General features: G+C 62.3%; 19 protein-coding genes. 10 read left to right on the forward strand and 9 right to left on the reverse strand.

Annotation, left to right across the window (positions count from 1 at the left end; translation table 11 throughout):
* Positions 1-56 precede the first annotated feature (56 nt).
* Entirely contained in the window at positions 57-1,007 is a 951-nt protein-coding gene (locus BP869_RS09895) for a substrate-binding domain-containing protein (protein WP_342679249.1), read from the reverse strand.
* Between the two features lie 184 nt (positions 1,008-1,191).
* Here BP869_RS09895 and BP869_RS09900 point away from each other — a divergent pair, with 184 nt between their 5' ends.
* On the forward strand, positions 1,192-1,464 hold the full coding sequence (locus BP869_RS09900) for a hypothetical protein (RefSeq protein WP_342679251.1): 273 nt from the start codon (positions 1,192-1,194) through the stop codon (positions 1,462-1,464).
* Positions 1,465-1,478: 14 nt separating this feature from the next.
* Here BP869_RS09900 and BP869_RS09905 read toward each other — a convergent pair whose 3' ends face one another.
* A complete protein-coding gene (locus BP869_RS09905) occupies positions 1,479-1,988 on the reverse strand; it encodes a hypothetical protein (protein WP_342679253.1) in 510 nt (169 codons plus the stop codon).
* 97 nt (positions 1,989-2,085) lie between these two features.
* Here BP869_RS09905 and nifB point away from each other — a divergent pair, with 97 nt between their 5' ends.
* Positions 2,086-3,000 (forward strand): nitrogenase cofactor biosynthesis protein NifB, encoded by a 915-nt coding sequence (gene nifB / locus BP869_RS09910; protein WP_342679255.1) that lies wholly within the window; start codon positions 2,086-2,088, stop codon positions 2,998-3,000.
* 15 nt (positions 3,001-3,015) lie between these two features.
* Positions 3,016-3,870, forward strand: a complete 855-nt coding sequence (locus BP869_RS09915; RefSeq protein WP_342679256.1) for a DNA-3-methyladenine glycosylase family protein — start codon at positions 3,016-3,018, stop codon at positions 3,868-3,870.
* Here BP869_RS09915 and BP869_RS09920 read toward each other — a convergent pair.
* From BP869_RS09920 to BP869_RS09930, 3 genes are all read right to left on the reverse strand, one after another.
* Positions 3,846-4,739, reverse strand: a complete 894-nt coding sequence (locus tag BP869_RS09920) for a metallophosphoesterase (RefSeq protein ID WP_342679257.1) — start codon at positions 4,737-4,739, stop codon at positions 3,846-3,848. The genes BP869_RS09915 and BP869_RS09920 overlap by 25 nt on opposite strands.
* 46 nt (positions 4,740-4,785) lie before the next feature.
* Positions 4,786-5,190: a hypothetical protein gene (locus tag BP869_RS09925; protein WP_342679259.1), complete on the reverse strand. Its 405-nt coding sequence runs from the start codon at positions 5,188-5,190 to the stop codon at positions 4,786-4,788.
* A gap of 484 nt (positions 5,191-5,674) precedes the next feature.
* Entirely contained in the window at positions 5,675-6,901 is a 1,227-nt protein-coding gene (locus tag BP869_RS09930; RefSeq protein ID WP_342679261.1) for an adenosylhomocysteinase, read from the reverse strand.
* 114 nt (positions 6,902-7,015) lie between these two features.
* Here BP869_RS09930 and hisF point away from each other — a divergent pair, with 114 nt between their 5' ends.
* Positions 7,016-7,822 (forward strand): imidazole glycerol phosphate synthase subunit HisF, encoded by an 807-nt coding sequence (gene hisF, locus BP869_RS09935; protein WP_342679263.1) that lies wholly within the window; start codon positions 7,016-7,018, stop codon positions 7,820-7,822.
* Here the strand turns inward: hisF and pheT are convergent.
* The 4 genes from pheT to endA are packed head-to-tail and all read right to left on the reverse strand — an operon-like array spanning position 7,779 to position 13,124.
* Positions 7,779-9,419 carry a phenylalanine--tRNA ligase subunit beta gene (pheT, locus tag BP869_RS09940; RefSeq protein WP_342679265.1) on the reverse strand — a complete coding sequence of 547 codons (1,641 nt, stop codon included), beginning with the start codon at positions 9,417-9,419 and terminating at the stop codon, positions 7,779-7,781. The two genes, hisF and pheT, sit on opposite strands and share 44 nt — an antisense overlap.
* 3 nt (positions 9,420-9,422) lie before the next feature.
* Positions 9,423-10,856: a phenylalanine--tRNA ligase subunit alpha gene (locus tag BP869_RS09945; RefSeq protein WP_342679267.1), complete on the reverse strand. Its 1,434-nt coding sequence runs from the start codon at positions 10,854-10,856 to the stop codon at positions 9,423-9,425.
* A complete protein-coding gene (locus tag BP869_RS09950) occupies positions 10,856-12,109 on the reverse strand; it encodes a tryptophan--tRNA ligase (protein WP_342679269.1) in 1,254 nt (417 codons plus the stop codon). Before BP869_RS09950 ends, BP869_RS09945 begins: the two co-directional genes overlap by 1 nt.
* Positions 12,110-12,119: 10 nt before the next feature.
* Positions 12,120-13,124 (reverse strand): tRNA-intron lyase, encoded by a 1,005-nt coding sequence (gene endA, locus BP869_RS09955; RefSeq protein WP_342679271.1) that lies wholly within the window; start codon positions 13,122-13,124, stop codon positions 12,120-12,122.
* A gap of 247 nt (positions 13,125-13,371) precedes the next feature.
* Between endA and BP869_RS09960 the strand changes: the two genes are divergently transcribed.
* The 6 genes from BP869_RS09960 (at position 13,372) to BP869_RS09985 (ending at position 16,883) form a co-directional block, all read left to right on the forward strand.
* The gene (locus tag BP869_RS09960; RefSeq protein WP_342679272.1) at positions 13,372-13,515 is read left to right on the forward strand and encodes a response regulator; all 144 of its coding nucleotides are present in this window, start codon (positions 13,372-13,374) and stop codon (positions 13,513-13,515) included.
* Between the two features lie 14 nt (positions 13,516-13,529).
* A complete protein-coding gene (locus BP869_RS09965; protein WP_342679303.1) occupies positions 13,530-13,739 on the forward strand; it encodes a response regulator in 210 nt (69 codons plus the stop codon).
* Entirely contained in the window at positions 13,739-14,341 is a 603-nt protein-coding gene (locus BP869_RS09970; protein ID WP_342679274.1) for a chemotaxis protein CheX, read from the forward strand. The genes BP869_RS09965 and BP869_RS09970 overlap by 1 nt, the downstream gene beginning before the upstream one ends.
* Positions 14,342-14,345: 4 nt before the next feature.
* Complete coding sequence (locus BP869_RS09975) at positions 14,346-15,095, forward strand: PAS domain-containing protein (RefSeq protein ID WP_342679276.1); 750 nt, start codon at positions 14,346-14,348, stop codon at positions 15,093-15,095.
* A complete protein-coding gene (locus tag BP869_RS09980) occupies positions 15,092-15,667 on the forward strand; it encodes a DUF7504 family protein (protein WP_342679278.1) in 576 nt (191 codons plus the stop codon). Before BP869_RS09975 ends, BP869_RS09980 begins: the two co-directional genes overlap by 4 nt.
* 307 nt (positions 15,668-15,974) lie before the next feature.
* Entirely contained in the window at positions 15,975-16,883 is a 909-nt protein-coding gene (locus tag BP869_RS09985) for a metallophosphoesterase (RefSeq protein ID WP_342679280.1), read from the forward strand.
* Positions 16,884-16,958: the final 75 nt, after the last annotated feature.

Genomic DNA, 16,958 nt, shown 5'->3' on the forward strand with positions numbered 1-16,958 from the left:
ACTCCTCCTGAATAGACATCAATAAAAGGGAAAGAAGGGGGAAAAACCCTGCGGCTTTATGCCACCGGGTCTTCCACTTCAGACTGGTTCACGCCGATCTTCTCCCAGTTGCCTGCGGCCGGGTAGAAGAGGGGTTCACCGTACTTGTCAACGCCGAAGGTCTCGATCGTCTTCTGCGTCTCGGGCGTGATCAGGTAGTTGATCCAGTCCTTTGCAATGGTGGAGTTCACGCCGGGGTGCTTCTCCGGGTTGATCTGCATCGCCGAGTAAACGTTGAGGAGGACATCGCCCTCTGAGACAAGGGGCACGAGGGCGATCTTGTCCTTGCTCGCAAGGTAGGTGCCGATGTCGGAGAGCGTGTAGGCCTGCTTCTCGTCGGCCATCACCAGGGTCGCACCCATGCCGGTGCCGGCCTCGATGTACCACTCGCCGGACTTCTGGATGTCGGTCGAGTAGTTGAAGCCTGCGGCCTTCCAGATCGCCTTCTCCTTGGAGTGCGTGCCGGAGTCGTCACCGCGGGAGACGAACTTCACCGTCGCCGGGTCGGCAAGGCCCTTCTCCTTGATCGTGGTGAAGGCCTGCTCAGGGGTCATGTTCTTCACGCCTGCCGGATCCGAAGCAGGGCCGACGATAACGAAGTAGTTGTAGGCGAAGACGCGGCGGTCGATGCCGTGGCCTGCCGCAAGGAACGCGTCCTCGCGAGCGCGGTCATGGACCATCATGACGTCCACGTCGCCGTTCTCCCCGTAGCCGAGGGCCTTGCCGGTGCCGGCCGAGATGATGTCGACCTTCGCATTGTACTTCTTCTCGAAGTCTGCCTTCAGGGCGTCGAGGAGGCCGGTGTCATAGAGACTTGTCGTCGTGGCGATGAGGAGAGTCTGCGTCTCTGCAGGAGCCGCGGTCGTCTCCGCCGCGGTCGGCGTTGCTGTCGGCGTTGGGGTCACGTCCCCGGTGCCGGTACAGCCGCATGCAAATGCAGCAACGATCATGACTGCTGCAAAAAGCATAAAGATGCTCTTTTTCATGGTAATTTTACTATCAGGACCCCCCGCATTATATACATTGCCATATTCGAGGGCGGGAACTGAGATCTGTTTAACTGCTCCCGAAGAGGGGCGATTCCGGGAAATACGAAGGTTTTATCATATAAGGGGCTCTACTGAGAGCATCCTGATCCCACAGAGGAGAAACATGGAAAAGATCAGCAAAAATGCAGAAAAGGTCCTGTATGCCCTTGCCGGGAGCAAAATGCGCCAGTATTCCGGCAAAGAGATCTCCCAGATGACCGGCCTTGCACCGGCCGAGGTGAGCATGGCGGTGCGGGAACTCCAGAGAGAAGGCGTGATCGATGTCCATCTCCGCGCATCGTCAGATCCCTATACTTTCACCTCGATCGCCATCACCCCGAAGGGAAGGGTGGCTGTCCAGGAGAGGAATCCAAAGACCCCGGGATGCGACACCTGAAAAAACCCCTCTTTTTAGTCCCTCACCATGACGACCGCACCATAGACATACGCCTCCCCGACATGCAGGTTCTTCTGTTCGGACTCGCGGGGCAGTTCTGCCTGCACCCGGACCGGGGCGTCATAGACGGAGAAGAAAACGGTCTTGTACGGGATACCCGCCTTTCGCACCTCATCTGCCGACGAAGGGACAAAGCCGGGTTTTTCCGCGGCGTTATAGGCGAAGAATGTGACAAGGACGTCGACGCCGTCCTGTGCAATCGCCGCACCCGCCGGGTCTGTGGCGAGTTTGAGAGTGACGCCAGAACTGTCGCTCCGTTCCACGGCAGAAAGATCAATCGTCATTTCAGAGAGGCGGGGGTCGACGACGAGCACCGGGCTTTCCACCACGGGGAGGGTCGGCGTCGCCGTCACGACCGTCGTCGACGCCGTGACCTGCCTGTCGACCGGAGTGGTGGCGCACCCGGCCGCGAGGGAGACGGCAAGAAAGCAGAGGGCAAGGAGGATGGATAACTTCGTGTCCATGGACGAGAATCGGCCGGGGGCAATATAAGCGTTCTCCCGTGGGCCATGACCCGAACGGTAATATAGCGAGGTGATGACTATACTTGTGTTGTTTGCTATGGCCGACGAAGCATACCGGAAAGCAAAGGTCGGGGATCAGGAGGTGCCCTACGACCCCGAGCAGTTGCGGAAGATCCAGGAGCACCCCTGCTACTCGGACACCGCCTGCCACACCTTCGGGCGCTGCCACCTGCCGGTCGCACCGCGGTGCAATATCCAGTGCAACTACTGCGTGCGTGACTTCGACTGCGTGAACGAGAGCAGGCCCGGCGTGACCTCCCGCGTGGTGAAGCCCGGGGAGGCAGTGGACCTGGTCACAAAGGTGATGGAGGAGTTCCCTTACGTGAAGGTGATCGGGATCGCGGGGCCGGGCGAACCCCTCGCGAACGAGGAGACCTTCGAGACTCTCCGCCTTATCCACGAGGCCTTCCCCCACCTGATCATGTGCATCTCCACAAACGGCCTCCTCCTCCCCGAGAAGATCGACGAACTTGCAAAGTATGATGTCGGCAACGTGACCGTCACCCTCAATGCCGTCGACCCCGCGATCGGCGAGAAGATCTACTCCTTCGTCGACTACCATGGCACGCGCTACACCGGCCGCGAGGCGGCCGAGGTCCTCCTGAAAAACCAGCTCGAAGGGATCAGGATGGCCGTCGAGAGAAAGATGTTCGTGAAGGTGAACACAGTCTATATCCCGGGCGTCAACGACGAGCACATCGTCGAGATCGCAAAGAAGGTCGGGGAGATGGGCGCGTTCTCCTTCAACCTGATCCCCCTGATCCCGCAGTACAAGTTCGCCGGGATCACCCCACCGACGCCGGCGGAGAAGAAGGCGATGCAGGACTCCTGCGCCCCCTATATCAAACAGATGCGCCACTGCGCCCGCTGCCGCTCCGACGCGATCGGGAGGCTCGGCAAGGACGTGCAGTCCCGGATCTACTCGGGCTGTTCATGCGAACAGAATGAATAAACCTCTTTTTTTCGGATGACGGATATCTGCAGGATCACTCTCGGCAGGGACGAGCCCTTTGACCTCGACGCCACCCTGGGCTGCGGTCAGGCTTTCAGGTGGGAAAAGACCGGGGACGGGTGGTGGCACGGCATCGCGGGCGGCCGGGCGGTCCGGATCAGGCAGGACGGATCTCTGCTCTCATTCACCGGGGCCGACGAGAGTTTTGTCAGGCGGCACCTTGCCCTCGACCTCGACCTCCCGGGCATTCTCGCCTCGGTCGACCGCGACCCCGTGGTCCACGCGGCCATCGACCGCTGCCTGGGCCTGCGCCTCCTCCGGCAGGAGCCCTTCGAGACCCTGATCTCGTACATCTGCGCCACGAACGCGAACATCCCGGTGATCAGGAAAAGGGTGCGGCTGCTTGCCGAGGGCTACGGTCGGCCCCTCCCCGGCGGCGGCCATGCCTTCCCGACGGCCGAGGAACTGGCGTCATCGACCGAGTGCTCGTTGCGGGAGGGGTGCGTGATGGGCTACCGGGCGCCGTACGTCTGCCGGACCGCGGCGATCTGCGTTGATGATCCGGGTTGGGCGGAGAGGACCGCAGAACTCCCATACGAGGAGGCGAGGGAGGAACTCCTGCGTTTCCCGGGTGTCGGCCCGAAGGCCGCGGACTGCATCCTCCTCTTCGCCTTCCAGAAGTACGAGGCCTTCCCTGTGGACGTGTGGATACGCCGGATCATGCGCCGCTCGTACCTCCCGCACCTCAGGGAGGAGGGGGCGATGACCGCAAAGGAGTACAGGGAGATCAGGGACTTTGCATGGGGGCACTTCGGCAGGTACGCCGGGTGGGCGCAGGAGTATCTCTACTGCGTGCGGGACGGGGCCTGACCCCGGACCACCGTGATCTCGGGCGGGCAGTTGAGGCGGATGTCCATGCCGAGAAGGGGCGTGGTGCCGATGCCTCGGCTGACATAGACGGTCCTTTTTCCCTCCTCGATCAGGCCGGCAGAGGGGTCGTAGCCGAACCATGCCGCAGGTTTTCCGAGGACGGGGAGGTCGACCTGGCCACCATGGGTGTGGCCGCAGAGGACGAGGTCGACGTCCCAGGCGGCCCGGCATTCGGGTTCGTGGATGAGGACGATGCGGTAGTCGGCGTCGGGCAGTTCATCGGGGAACCGGGCCCTTCCCGCCAGGCCATCGTCGAGGCCGACGACGAGCACGGTGCTGTTCTCAATCTCCTCTGTCGCGTATTCGTTCCTGAGCACCACAACGCCGGCCTCCTCAAGACGGGCACAAACCGCGTCGGCAAGGGCGGTGTCGGCCGTGCCGTCGGCAAGAGGGGAGAGGTCGTAGCCTTCGACGCTGAGGTTCGCCTCTTTCAACATCTCTCCCCGACCGCGGCTGGAGATACCGTAGTCGTGGTTGCCGGGCACGGCGTACACCGGCGCTCTGATCCCGGCGAGGGGGGAGAGGTCAGGCACCCCGTCCCTCCCGTACCCCGCAACAAAGTCTCCGGCGATGAGCACGAGGGAGGGGTGCAGAGCGTTCGTCTCCCGGACAGTCCTCTCGATCAGGTCGCGGTTGCCCTCAGAGACATGGAGGTCTGAGAGGAGGACAATCGTGCCGGGCACCCCTGTCACCGTGAGGGGAGTGACAGTCAGGTCCCCGGCCCCGGCGGCACCGCAGGCAAGGCCTCCGGCAAGGAGAAGGAGAAGAGCGAAGAGGACTGCTGCGAGAGGGCGGGCATATGACGCCATGCCTCACGCGGTCGCCGGGAAGGGGGATAACGGTTTCTCTGGGGGATCAGTTGTACGGGATCTTTTTGCTCCACCCGGCCTCGTCGAGCAATCTCTTCAGGACGGCCATCCTCTGCGTCTGCTCCTGAATCCTGCTCTGGTAATAGGTGAGCGTCGCCTGTGCATCGTCGGGCGCAGCGATGAGAAACATCCTGTCCGAACTGGTCACACCGAAGAAGACCCCCTGCTGCTCCAGCGGTTGAAGCACCTCTTTCTTCCACTCCTCATGGCTGATCTCATAGCCTTCGGCAAGGAGGTGGGCGAGGATCTCGGCCGTCGGCACCGCGTGCTCCAGGCCGACCGCGTGGTCGAGGAGGTACCTGACGGTCTCGACCATCAGAGTGCAATACCTGCTGGAGCAGAGGACACCCTGATCGAACATGAAGTTCCTGGCCCGCGTGACAAAAGGCATGGGCGGGTCTTCGGCGGCAGGGGTTATAGGCGTTGTGGAGGGCGGAAGAGGGCAGGGGGGATACCCCCGGATCCTCTCCCTGTGGTGCCTGCATATCAGAGCGCGAGGGCGTGGGCCCCCGGGAGATGACCAGGGTCAAATACGCCCGGATCTGCCCCCAAACAGGGGATCCTACCTCCCGTTCAGGGCCATACCAGGGAGATCCGGCGATCCGGGCATACCGGGGTCTGTGGGCAGAACAGGATGAAATCCGGCAGGACTCAACCCCCTCAGGCCGCCGATATGATTGCAGGTAATGCCTTCCTCTCCCGGCCCCCTCCCGGTGCCGGGGAGGGGGAGGGAAAGGGGTTGGAAATCGTCCCGATCCGGGATCGGGAGATACCCTCAGTATGAGGATGTACCCTGAAAACCACCGGGGTAACTTTCAAAGAACCGCCTGAAACGTCGTTTCATGAGCGGTGCACCAGAGCCAAAAAAAGAGTTATTATGTCCCGATATTCCAGGCGGACATGTAGTGTTTCTGCTCGTCGGTGAGGACATCGATCGCGATCCCCAGGGAGGCGAGCTTCCTCTCCGCGACCTCCTCGTCGATGACGTTCGGGACGTCGTAGACGCCCGGAGAGAGGTCCTTCCCGTGCTCGGCCATGTACCGGGCAGAGAGGGCCTGAAGGGCGAAGGAGAGGTCCATGACCTCGATCGGGTGGCCCATGCCCTTCGGCGTCGCCAGGTTCACCAGGCGGCCCTCGGCAAGGACATGGATCTTCTTCTCGCCGAAGACATAGGTGTCGATGCCGTCGCGGCGCTCGATCCTGTCCGCGTGCTCTTCGAGCCACTTCACATCGATCTCGACATTGAAGTGGCCGGCATTGGAGAGAATCACGCCGTCACGCATCGAGCCAAAGTGGCGCTCGGTGAGGATCGAGGTGTTCCCCGTCGTCGTAATGAAGATCTCGCCGATCTTCGCCGCCTCGTCCATCGGCATCACGGTGAAGCCGTCCATGTGCGCCTCAAGGGCGCGGCGCGGGTCCACCTCGGTGACGATGACGCGTGCGCCGAGGCCGCGGGCCTTCCGCGCCACGCCGCCGCCGCAGAAACCATAGCCTGCGACGACCAGGAACTTGCCGGCAAGGAGGCAGTTTGTGGTCGCCATGATCGCGGAGAGCGAACTCTCGCCGGTGCCGTGGACATTGTCGAAGTGGCGTTTCATCGGGGTGTCGTTCACCGCGACCACCGGGAACTTCAGCGCGCCTTCGGCCGCCATCGAGCGGAGACGGTGGATGCCGGTCGTCGTCTCTTCGCAGCCGCCGATCACGTTCTTGAGAAGTTCCTGCCTGCGGGTGTGGAGCTCGAAGATCAGATCCATGCCGTCGTCGATGGTGATCACGGGGTGCGCGTCGAGGACCTTGTTGATCGCCGCGTAGTACTCTTCATTCGAGCACGCCCGCTTCGCATAGCAGTGCACGCCCGGCACCTCGCCGAGGGCCGCGGCCACGTCGTCCTGGGTGGAGAGGGGGTTGCAGCCGGTGATGTACACCTCGGCCCCGCCTGCCGCCAGGGTCTCGACAAGGACGGCGGTCTTTGCCTCCACATGGAGGGCCATCCCGATGGTCACGCCCGCGAGGGGCTTCGTCTCCTCGAATTCCTTTCTGATGCTGCCGAGCACCGGCATGTACTGCCGTGCCCAGTCCATCTTCTGCTGACCGGTCTTCATAGCCTCACCTGACGTCTTCCCATATAGGTGGACGCGCATCCACTTGAAAGGTGACGGTCAGGCCTGGCGGCCCCCTCCCAAATGCTGATTATCCCCGCGGTCAGAGAAGTTCGCATGGCACTCACCAAACGGATCATCCCCTGCCTGGACATCAAGAACGGCAGGGTGGTGAAGGGGACGCACTTCGAGGGACTCCGCGACGCGGGCGACCCGGTCGAACTTGCGGCGCGCTACAACGAGCAGGGAGCGGACGAGGTGGTCTTCCTGGACATCACGGCCTCGAAGGAAGGGAGGGGCACGATAATCCCGGTCATCGAGCGCGCCGCCGACGAACTCTTCCTCCCCCTCACCGTCGGGGGCGGGATCAGGACACTCGACGACATCACCCGGATCCTCAGGGCCGGCGCGGACAAGGTCTCCATCAACACGAGCGCAGTGGACGACCCCACCCTGATCACCAGGGCCGCGGAGCGCTTCGGCACCCAGTGCGTCGTCGTCGCCATCGACGTGCGGGCCAACCCGGCGATGAAAGACGGCGCCACTCCCATCTCCCTCCCGGACGGCCGGACCGTCTGGTACGAGGTGGTGACGATGGGCGGGTCGCACCCGACAGGCATTGACGCGGTCAGGTGGGCAAAAGAGGTCGAGGAAAGGGGCGCCGGCGAGATCCTGCTCACGAGCATGGAGACAGACGGCACGAAAAACGGGTTCGATATCCCGGTCACCCGCGCCGTCTCCGAGAGCGTGGGCATTCCGGTCATCGCCAGCGGCGGCGTCGGGACGCTGGAGCACTTCCGGGAGGGCTTCGCCCTCGGAAAAGCGGACGCCTGCCTCGCGGCAAGCGTCTTCCACTACGGGGAGATGACCGTCAGCCAGGTCAAGGAGTACCTGGCCGGGCAGGGTATCCAGGTACGGCTCTGAGGTCGAGTTCGAGGGCCACCACCGGGTGCTCCAGGGAGAAGGCGACGAGAACCTCGGGGTGGACCTCGCCGAAGACCCCCACTTTTTTCCCGTCCACCAGAACGTCGCCGCGCCTGCCATCGAGGAAGGCAGGGTCCGCGGACTCGACGAACTCCGGGGAGAGGCCGCACTCGCGGCAGAAGGCGTCCATCATCGCATAGGCCTCGGAGAAGTCCGCACCCGGGTGGATGGAGACTGCGGCGACGCTCTGCATCGTCTTCACGCCGCGGATGATGTCGCCGGTCGCAAAGAGGCGCTGCGGGAGTTCGCGGTGGCAGTTGATCTCCAGGATCTCCATGAGCAGGGGGAGGATCTCGGTCCTGACCACGCTCTGGTCCTCTGAGATCGGTTTGGAGACCCTGAGAAGGTCGGGCGAGGTCTCGCGCCGCATCTGTCCGTAGAGCACCCTCTCCGAGGTGAGGGTGAAGGGCATGACCTCCAGGTAGCCGAGGCCTGTGAGGATGGACCTGACCTGCCTCTCGACGACCGCGATCGGGTGTTCCTTGCCTGTCGTGAAGGTCTGCGGGAGCGCGGCGTCGATGTTGTCGAAGCCGTAGGCGACGGCCACGTCCTCGAAGATGTCCCAGTCGTGCATGATGTCGGCCCGGTACGGGGGCACGAACACCCGCAGTTTCCCGTCTGGCAGGGGTTCGGCGCCGAAGCGCATCTTCCGGAGGAGGGCGGCCATCTCCTCGGCATCGATATCGATCCCGATGAGGCGGCGGCAGGTGTCGACGCTCACGATACGCTCGACAGGGGAGAGGTCGGGGTACGGCGTGCCGTCGATATCGACGCTCTCGATCGTCGCCCCGGCCTCGGCGAGGGCGGTGCAGATGATGTGCGCCGCCATGCGGACGGACTTCGGGTCCGTGCCTGTGCAGTCGAGGAGGATGTTCCTCGTCTCTGTCGTGACCTTGGTCAGTTCCCCGTTGATGATCGGCGGGAAGGAGAGGACATTATCGTCGGCATCGACGATCAGGGGGAAGCGGTCGAAGGCGTCGACCAGGTGGGCATAGTCCCTCCCCTTCGGGTGCTGCTCCAGGATCTCCTCCATCGAGAGTTCGTCCTCGAAATCGAGGGGGACGAAGCGGCGGTCGCGGGGCGAGGCGAGATACCTGAAGGGCGGCCTCACTTTATCGAGGTCGTGGACGCCGATCGCCACCTTCCGCCTGCCCCGGCCGATGGCCCAGTGGAGGGACTCCTGCAGGCCCATCAGGCTCTCGATCCCGGCCTCGTCCAGACGGACGTTCCTGATCACGGCGGAGCCGAGATAGGGGCGGATCTGACGGAGGGCCGGGTCGACGGTGAAGGAGATGCCCGAGGGGGTGACCGGGTACTCCGGGAGGCCTTCCTCGATCCCGAGGAATCCGCGCATCGCCCGCGCCACGCCTTCGGTCGAGTACAGGTCCACACGGTCGGGGAAGAACTCCACGTCCACGTGGTCGTCGAAGGTCCGCTCGATGTCGGAACCGATCATCGGCAGGCGCTCCAGGATCGTCTTCCTGTCGGTGCCGGTGAGGCGCTCGAGATATGCGTAGTTGAGGGATATGATTGCCATGTCTCACTCCTCCTTCCTGATCACAGGGCTCTCCCTGATCCAGTCGATGTCGCTCCGATACAGCTGCCTGAGGTCTTTCAGGCCCAGCTTCAGCATCGCCACGCGGGAGATGCCGAGGCCCCACGCAAGGACCGGCGTCTCGATACCCCAGGGGGCGGTTACCTCCTCCCTGAAGATGCCGGCGCCGCCGAGTTCCACCCAGCCGAGGCCGTCCACCCAGACCTCGGGCTCGACCGAGGGCTCGGTGTACGGGAAGTAGCCGGGGCGGAAGCGGACGTTCTCAAATCCCATCCGCCCGTAGAACTCCTTGAGGTAGCCGAGGAGGTGACGGAAGGAGACGTCCTCGTCCATGACGATCCCCTCGAGCTGCTCGAACTCGGGGGTGTGGGTCGGGTCGATCGCCTCGCGCCTGTAGACCCGGCCGAGGGCGAAGGCCTTGACCGGGGGTTCGGGATGGTCGATGAGGTACCTGATGGAGAAGGGGGTGGTGTGGGTGCGGAGGACGCACTGCTGCGGGACCTCGGTGCTCCAGACGCCGCCCCACCCGGTCGAGGAGGTCGTGCCGCCGTGCTCGTGCATGTCGCGCACGCCCTCATATCCCGCGGGCAGCGGCTCTTTCATGTCCAGGTAGAAGGTGTCCTGCATCTCGCGGGCCGGGTGGTCCTGCGGCTGGAAGAGGGCGTCGAAGTCCCAGAAGGCGGAGAGGACGATCTCGCCCTGCATCTCCACAAAGCCCATGTCCAGGAGGATCCTCTTCACCTCGTCGATGATCCGCTGGTACGGGTGGGACTTGCCCGGCCAGACGCGCTTTGGCGGCGTCGAGAGGCTGTACCGCCTCAGGTTCGCGGTCCGCCAGGAACCGTCAAGGATCTGCTCCCGCGTCAGGGTGCCTGTCTCCTCGGTGAGGTCGAGGCCGGCGGCGACAAGGGCGCGGCCCTCAGGGGTGATCGCGATCCTGTAGGCCACCTCCTCGTGCTCCTCGACGAGGTTCCTCTTCAGGAGGTCGGCGATGCCTGGCATCCCCTCCTTCGGGTCTGCAAGGGCGATCTCGTCCTCGCCCGGTGCGGCCTCGCCCGTTTTCTCCGCGACGCCCTTCGTGATCGCGATCCAGCCCTTCTTCCTGAGCCAGCCGATCCCGATCCTGGAGAGGAGATGGCCCTGGAGGTCCTTCATCGAGATGGAGCCTTCGAAGGAGTCCAGGATCTGCCTCTCGGGGAGACCGTGCTCCCTGTACTCCGTCCCCTCGGGGGTGAGGATATAGGTCTTCGCGCTCGTCCGCGTCACCGCGGCCAGGCCGCGGTCGGCGCAGAGGTGGGCGTACTGGACGGCCGCCTCCTCGGTCGTGCCGAGTGCCGTGGCGAGGGCGGCTGCACTGCCCGCGCCCATCGGGGCAAGGGCGACAAGGAGCCGCTTTTCATTCAGGGTGAGGTCTGCCATTATACATCCACCAGATGTGCTGTTTCGTCCATCTTCTCTCTGAGATCCTTTAAGTACTCCTTCGTCCTCTCGAAGGTCTCCTTCTTGCAGGTGCCGCACATCATCTCGCCGGCACGGCACTTCCTGCAGATCTCGGCGAGTTCCCCGTCGTCAGGGGCCATGTGGAAGAGGTTGAGGAGATAGACCGAGCACTTCTCCGGCTCGCCGCCAAGTTTCTTCTGCTCTTCGAGGGTCATGCGCCCGCCGGTGAGGGAGGCCATCACCTTTTTCTTGAGGTCTTTCTCCGTCTCCCAGAAGGAGATGAAACTCTCCGGCACGCTCGACGACATCTTGCCGCCCTGCAGGCCCGGCATGAAGGTGTGGTAGGTGGCCGAGGGGAGGACGAAGCCGAAGCCGCCCTGCTCGATCTCGATCGCCCGCACCCTCTCCTCGACCGCCTCGCAGGAAGCGCCAGGGATGTCCACGTGACCCTCGTACTTCTTCGAGCCGGGGAAGGCGCGGTGAACGGCCTCGATCGCCGCCTCGGGCGCGTTCTTCGACCGGACGCTGATGCAGCCGTCCCGGCGCTCAACAAGGAACATCCGGAGTTTATAGGCGACGTCGCGGGTCAGCCTGATATGGGGGTCCTGGTCGATCCCGACAGGGACGACGGTGGGGGACGGACCGCAGTCTAACTGCGGGAAGAGGATGTCCGCGACCTGGGTCGCCACGCTCATCGCGTGGGCGAGGGCGGTATCCTGCGTAAAGCCGTAGATCGCCTGGAGCTCGGAGAAGTTGATCTTCGTCGCCGCCTCGAAGGCGAGGTCTTTCAGGCGGGTGTTCTCGCTCTGGTAGTAGGTCGTCCCCTCATAGCCGAGGGCATACAGGCAGGCGAGGTACTCCCGGCCGTACTCCTTGCACTGCGTCCACGACATCCCGCGGACGGCGTGGGCCTCGCGGTCGGCGACGCCGATATAGCCTCTGCCGCCCTGCTGCACATGCCAGACCACCTCTTTCATCACCATGAGGTGGCCGAGGTGCGGGTGGCCCGAGGGCATGAACCCGGTCATGACATTGAATGGCGATCCTGTTCGGATCGCATCGGCGATCCTCCCGTAGTCACGGTGCCCCACGACGATCCCCCGCCGCATGAAGGACGGGACCTCGGGGAGGCCTGAGGTGGCGGTGCCGATCGGTTCGATGCCAAAATCGGAGAAGAGTTTTTCGACATCGACCGTCTGGCTGCTGGCCCATGGATTGATCCCCTGCTGCATAAGTCAGATCTCACAGTTTTATTCGTGCAAATTCGATATACTGGATGCCGTTCATATGTACACAGGCAAACAACATCTTCTTTTTGACACTGTGCGCCAGGCGGACAGAGCGTGAGATGACGGCCATGGTGAGGGCGGTGCCCGAGGGAATGGCATGGGCGAGCATGAGGGAGTGCTTGACCCCTTCGCCATAGACCCTGAAGTGGTGGCCGAACTTGTACCCGGTCTTCGGGGCATAGCCGCGCCTGCGCAGGTCGGTATAGACGACGACCTTCTCTGCAAGTTCGCCGTCGGTCGCAGCGGCGACGGCATGATACCTGTCGTGGCCAAAAGGCGAACCTTCCTGACCGAGGGTGAGCCTGCCCTCGTCCATGAGGAAGAGTGCCTCCACCGGGGAGAGCATGGTCAGCTCGGGATCGAGGGGTTTGCCATAGCCTTCAGTCTCAAGCCAGGGGGCGGCCGCGGCTCTGACCAGGACGACCGCACCGAAAGCCTCGCCTTCCACGGTCGCCGTCGCACCGGGGGCCTCCGAACCGGCGAGGTGGTTGGTCTTCACCTCATAGTAGGTGAGTTCGCCCTCGTCGTCCACCGCCGCTATAAGGTACTGCTTGCGCATATTCCCGGCCGTCGCCACCTCGGCGACGACCCGGTCGAAGTCCACGAGGTCGCGTTCGGCGAGCACCCGGATCAGGTACAGGGACTGCCCCTTGCCCGGCCTCTCGCCGCGTTTGAAGACCCTGAAGTCGTGCGGCCCGGTCTGGAGGGCGTAGCCCCTCTCCCTGAGGTCGCGGTAGACGAGGTACCGCCGGAAAAACCCGGGCTCCCGGGAGAGGTCTGCAAGGAGGCCGGAGAAATCGTAGCCTTCAAGGTCGATCCTCTTCCTCCAGAGGAGGTACAGCCCCTCCTCCGGGGAGAGACGGAGCCCGCCCTTCTCAGGTCGCCCGTAGCCCCCGCTCTCATAGAGCGAGGTGTCCTGTTTCAGATAGAGGTTGCTGCCGTCGAATGTTGCCTTCACGTGAAAGATACGTGGGGTGGCAGGGAATATATAGAAGACGACCTGCCCCACGGGCAGGGAGTCTACTGTGGCCAGGGCATGATAAACCAGGACAACAAGATTATGAGAGATAAATATGATAATCATGGAATAGATCTTCAGAATAGCGATCCGGCCCAATAAACAGCCACGACAGAAGAATATTTCCTTCACCAGAACGACTATTACCACCTGATACCAAATTATTCGGGGCAGAGAGCTGAAGACGATGCCACGCATTTTAATCACCGATGACTCATCCTTTCAGAGAAAGATCATCTCGTCCATCCTCGACAAAGAGGGTTTTGAGACGGTCTGCGCCAGGAACGGACTGAAGGGCTGGACCTTGCAGCCGAAAATCCACCCGATCTGATCGTCCTTGACCTCCTGATGCCTGAGATGGACGGTTTCGAAATGATGAAGCAGCTCCGTGAACGCGGGCTGACGGCCCCGGTCATCATCCTGACCGCGGACATCCAGGAGTCGACCCTGGACACATGCCGTAAGATGGGCGCGAGGGCATGCCTCAACAAACCGCTGAAAAAAGACGATTTTCTGGCGACTATCAGAGATATACTCGATCAGGGCGGGATCTGATGGACGTCGACCCCGAAGATATCGACGCCATAAAGGAACTCGTGAACATCGGCGTCGGCAGAGCGGCGGCGATGCTCAACGAGATCACTTGCTCCCATATCACCCTGCAGGTGCCGACGCTCCAGGTGATCGGCCTCGATGAACTCGACCGGGTTGACGGGCTTTCCGGCCCGCAAAGTGCCGCAACGGTAAAGATAGATTTCAGGGGTTTTTTCACCGGCACGACCGCCCTGATCTTTCCTCCCGAAAGTGCCGCGGCCCTGGTGACGGCGATCACCGGCGAGGAGGAGGACCAGCCTGAACTTGATGCACTCAGGACGGAGACGCTGATGGAGGTCGGGAACATCTTCATCAACGGGGTCATGGGATCGATCGGGAATGTCCTTGGTCAGCAGATCACCTACACGCCCCCGACATATGTCGAGGACACGATCGCAAATATTGCCCGGGCAACACGCTTCGACCCGGACGAGAGGGTTCTTCTCGCCAACACCAGGTTCTTCGTCGAAGAGATCAATGTCGAAGGCGTCATCGCAATGATCCTGGAGATCGGATCTCTGGACGTCCTCCTCGGCAGGATCGCCTCTGTCAGGGGAGATTGATCGGATGGAGACGCGTGGGTCTGCTGGCGCATGGCAGGGGATGGACTTCCTGCCGGTCGGCATATGCATCATCGATCCGGAGTTCAGGGTCTGTTACTGGAACGCCTGCCTGGAGGAGTGGACCGGGATCCCCACAGACGAGATACGGGGAGAGGAGATAACCTTCCGCTTCCCGTCCCTGAAAAGGCCGGTTATCACTGAACGGATCAATCAGGTCATGCAAGGGGGCGCACCGATCGTCTTCTCCTCCCAGATCCACCACTATCTCATCCCCTCATGCCTTCCTGACGGAAAAATGCGGATCCAGCGCACCACCCTGATCCCGGTCGCCAGCGAAGAAGAAGGGAGATCAAATGTCATGATCGTCTGCGAGGACGTGAGCACCCTGACCCGCGAGGTGGTGGCGTACAGGGCGACGAAAAACAATCTTACACACGAACTTGAGGAGCGGATAAAAGCAGAAAAAGAACTGAAGGCCGCCCAGGAGGCACTCCTCGCGTATCTCATCGAGAGCGCGTCGCGGGTCATGCACCCGGCAGAGACTGTCAGGGCAGATCTGGAGGGGATCATCGGCGATCTGGATACAGGGGACTGGCGTCCGGAGGAGATCAGGATGCAACTCCAGGTGGAGATCGGCACAATCAGGGCGATCGAAGAGAATCTGGCAGAACTTATCAAGGCAGCCACCGGGGGACGCCGGGATATCCCGGAAATTTTCAGAAAATTCCTGCTGGAAAAGGGATACGAATCATGAGCATCTCGCTGCCCGGTCTTGAAGACGCTGCGGTCTACCTCGCCCTATCCAGTCCGAAGACGCTCAGGGACGCAAATGTCGCCCTTGTCGAAGAAATCGTGAGACAGGGGTTCAGGGCGGTCGTCATCACCGTCAGCCAGCCTTCCCAGATACTCATGCAGGTCTATGCACGCCGCGGCATCGATACTTCGCGGGTCTCCTTTATCGATGCAATCACGAAGTACGCACTCGGGACAACACCACCACCCCGGGAAAACACGGCCTTTGTCAGCAACCCGCGGGACCTGACCAGCCTCAGCATCGCGATCACCGAGATGCTCAGGATGTACCCGGAAGAGCGGACATGCTATCTTATCGACTCGGTCACCACGATGCTCATCCACCTCTCCTCAGAGGACGTATCGAAGTTCATCCACTTCGCATCGGCAAAGCTTGGCATCATGGACACACCCCTCGTCTTCCTCGCCGCCGAGAACAGCCTCAGCCCTATCCTCCTCGACCACCTGCTCACCTTCTCCAGCGAAGTGATCAGGATCGAGGCCCCGGTCTTCCCCCAGGCCCCATCCTCGTAGCCACAACCCGTTAATCCCTGCGAATACGTGAGATACGCGGCCCTATGGCGATGATGTTTTCATCAATTCCCACCGCGAACCGGTCCTCCCCCGCGCCCGGGGAGAGCGGTGCGGATCATCAGGGAGAGGTACCGATATAGATAGCCTCCGACGAGGAAAAAATAGATAATAACAGTTTTTTTGCAGAAAAATGGTTTTAAAATAGAAGTATCGGCAATCAATGCACCCAAACATTTCCGTCCAGATCCCTCCGGCATGCCACCACCCCACCCCCTATATATCCACCAGATCAAAAATCGCGAGTACCATGGGGATCGGACTACCTCACCTGAAAAACCCCGGATATGCCTTCATCGCCATCGCTCTCCTCGTCTGCACACCTGCGACCCTGGGGTACATGGCCCTCGAAGGGCAGAGTTCCTCCGTCACCACCCTCTCCTTCGACGACGCCCCCGAGGGGGTCGTGTTCATCGCGGATCCCCATCTCAGGGCGGAGACCATCGACCATACCAGACGGATGATCCAGGAGATCAACGCCCTCCATCCCTCGGTCGTGCTCATTGGCGGGGACTTTGTCTATGACGAGGAGGCAGACCTCTCCCTCCAGCAGGTCTGGCAGGAGATCGACGCACCGGTGTACGCCGTCCTCGGCAACCACGATTACAGATCGGGCACGGATGCTTTCAGCGGCCTGGAAAGGGTCGCAGCCATCAAAGAAACCACCCGGACGGCGGCAGGCTACGACATGAGCACGCTCAGGGACGGGACGGCCGACGTCGCATTCGCCGACTCGGTCGAGGCAGAACTTGAAAAGAACGGCGTCACGGTGTTGAGAAACGAATATGTCACCCTCGACATCGATGGCAGCAGGCTCCGCATCGTCGGCGTGGACGACGGCTGGGCCGGCATGGCAGACCCGCCCGCGGTGCCGGAGGATGACGATGCCTTCACGATCTACATGATCCACGAACCCGAGTGCCGGGCCGACTGGGACGCCGACCTCATCCTTGCCGGCCACACCCATGGCGGGCAGGTCATGATCCCGGGCGTCAAGGACCTGAACGACCGGGGCGTCATCGAACTCTCCGGTCTCATCCAGAAGGGCGGGGCACCGGTGTACATCAGCCGCGGCATCGGCACCTCCAACCTCAGGACAGACCTCCGTTTCAACGCCCCGCCCGAGATCGTCGTGATCGGCCCGGCCGGGACGATCTGAAGGATCCAGAAAACGGCCCTGTAGAAATACTCTGGATAGCAGCTCTGCGGGGGGCTGGCCGCCCCCCGATCCCTC

It is taken from the genome of Methanofollis sp. UBA420, from assembly GCF_002498315.1.
In the GTDB taxonomy this organism is placed as follows: domain Archaea; phylum Halobacteriota; class Methanomicrobia; order Methanomicrobiales; family Methanofollaceae; genus Methanofollis.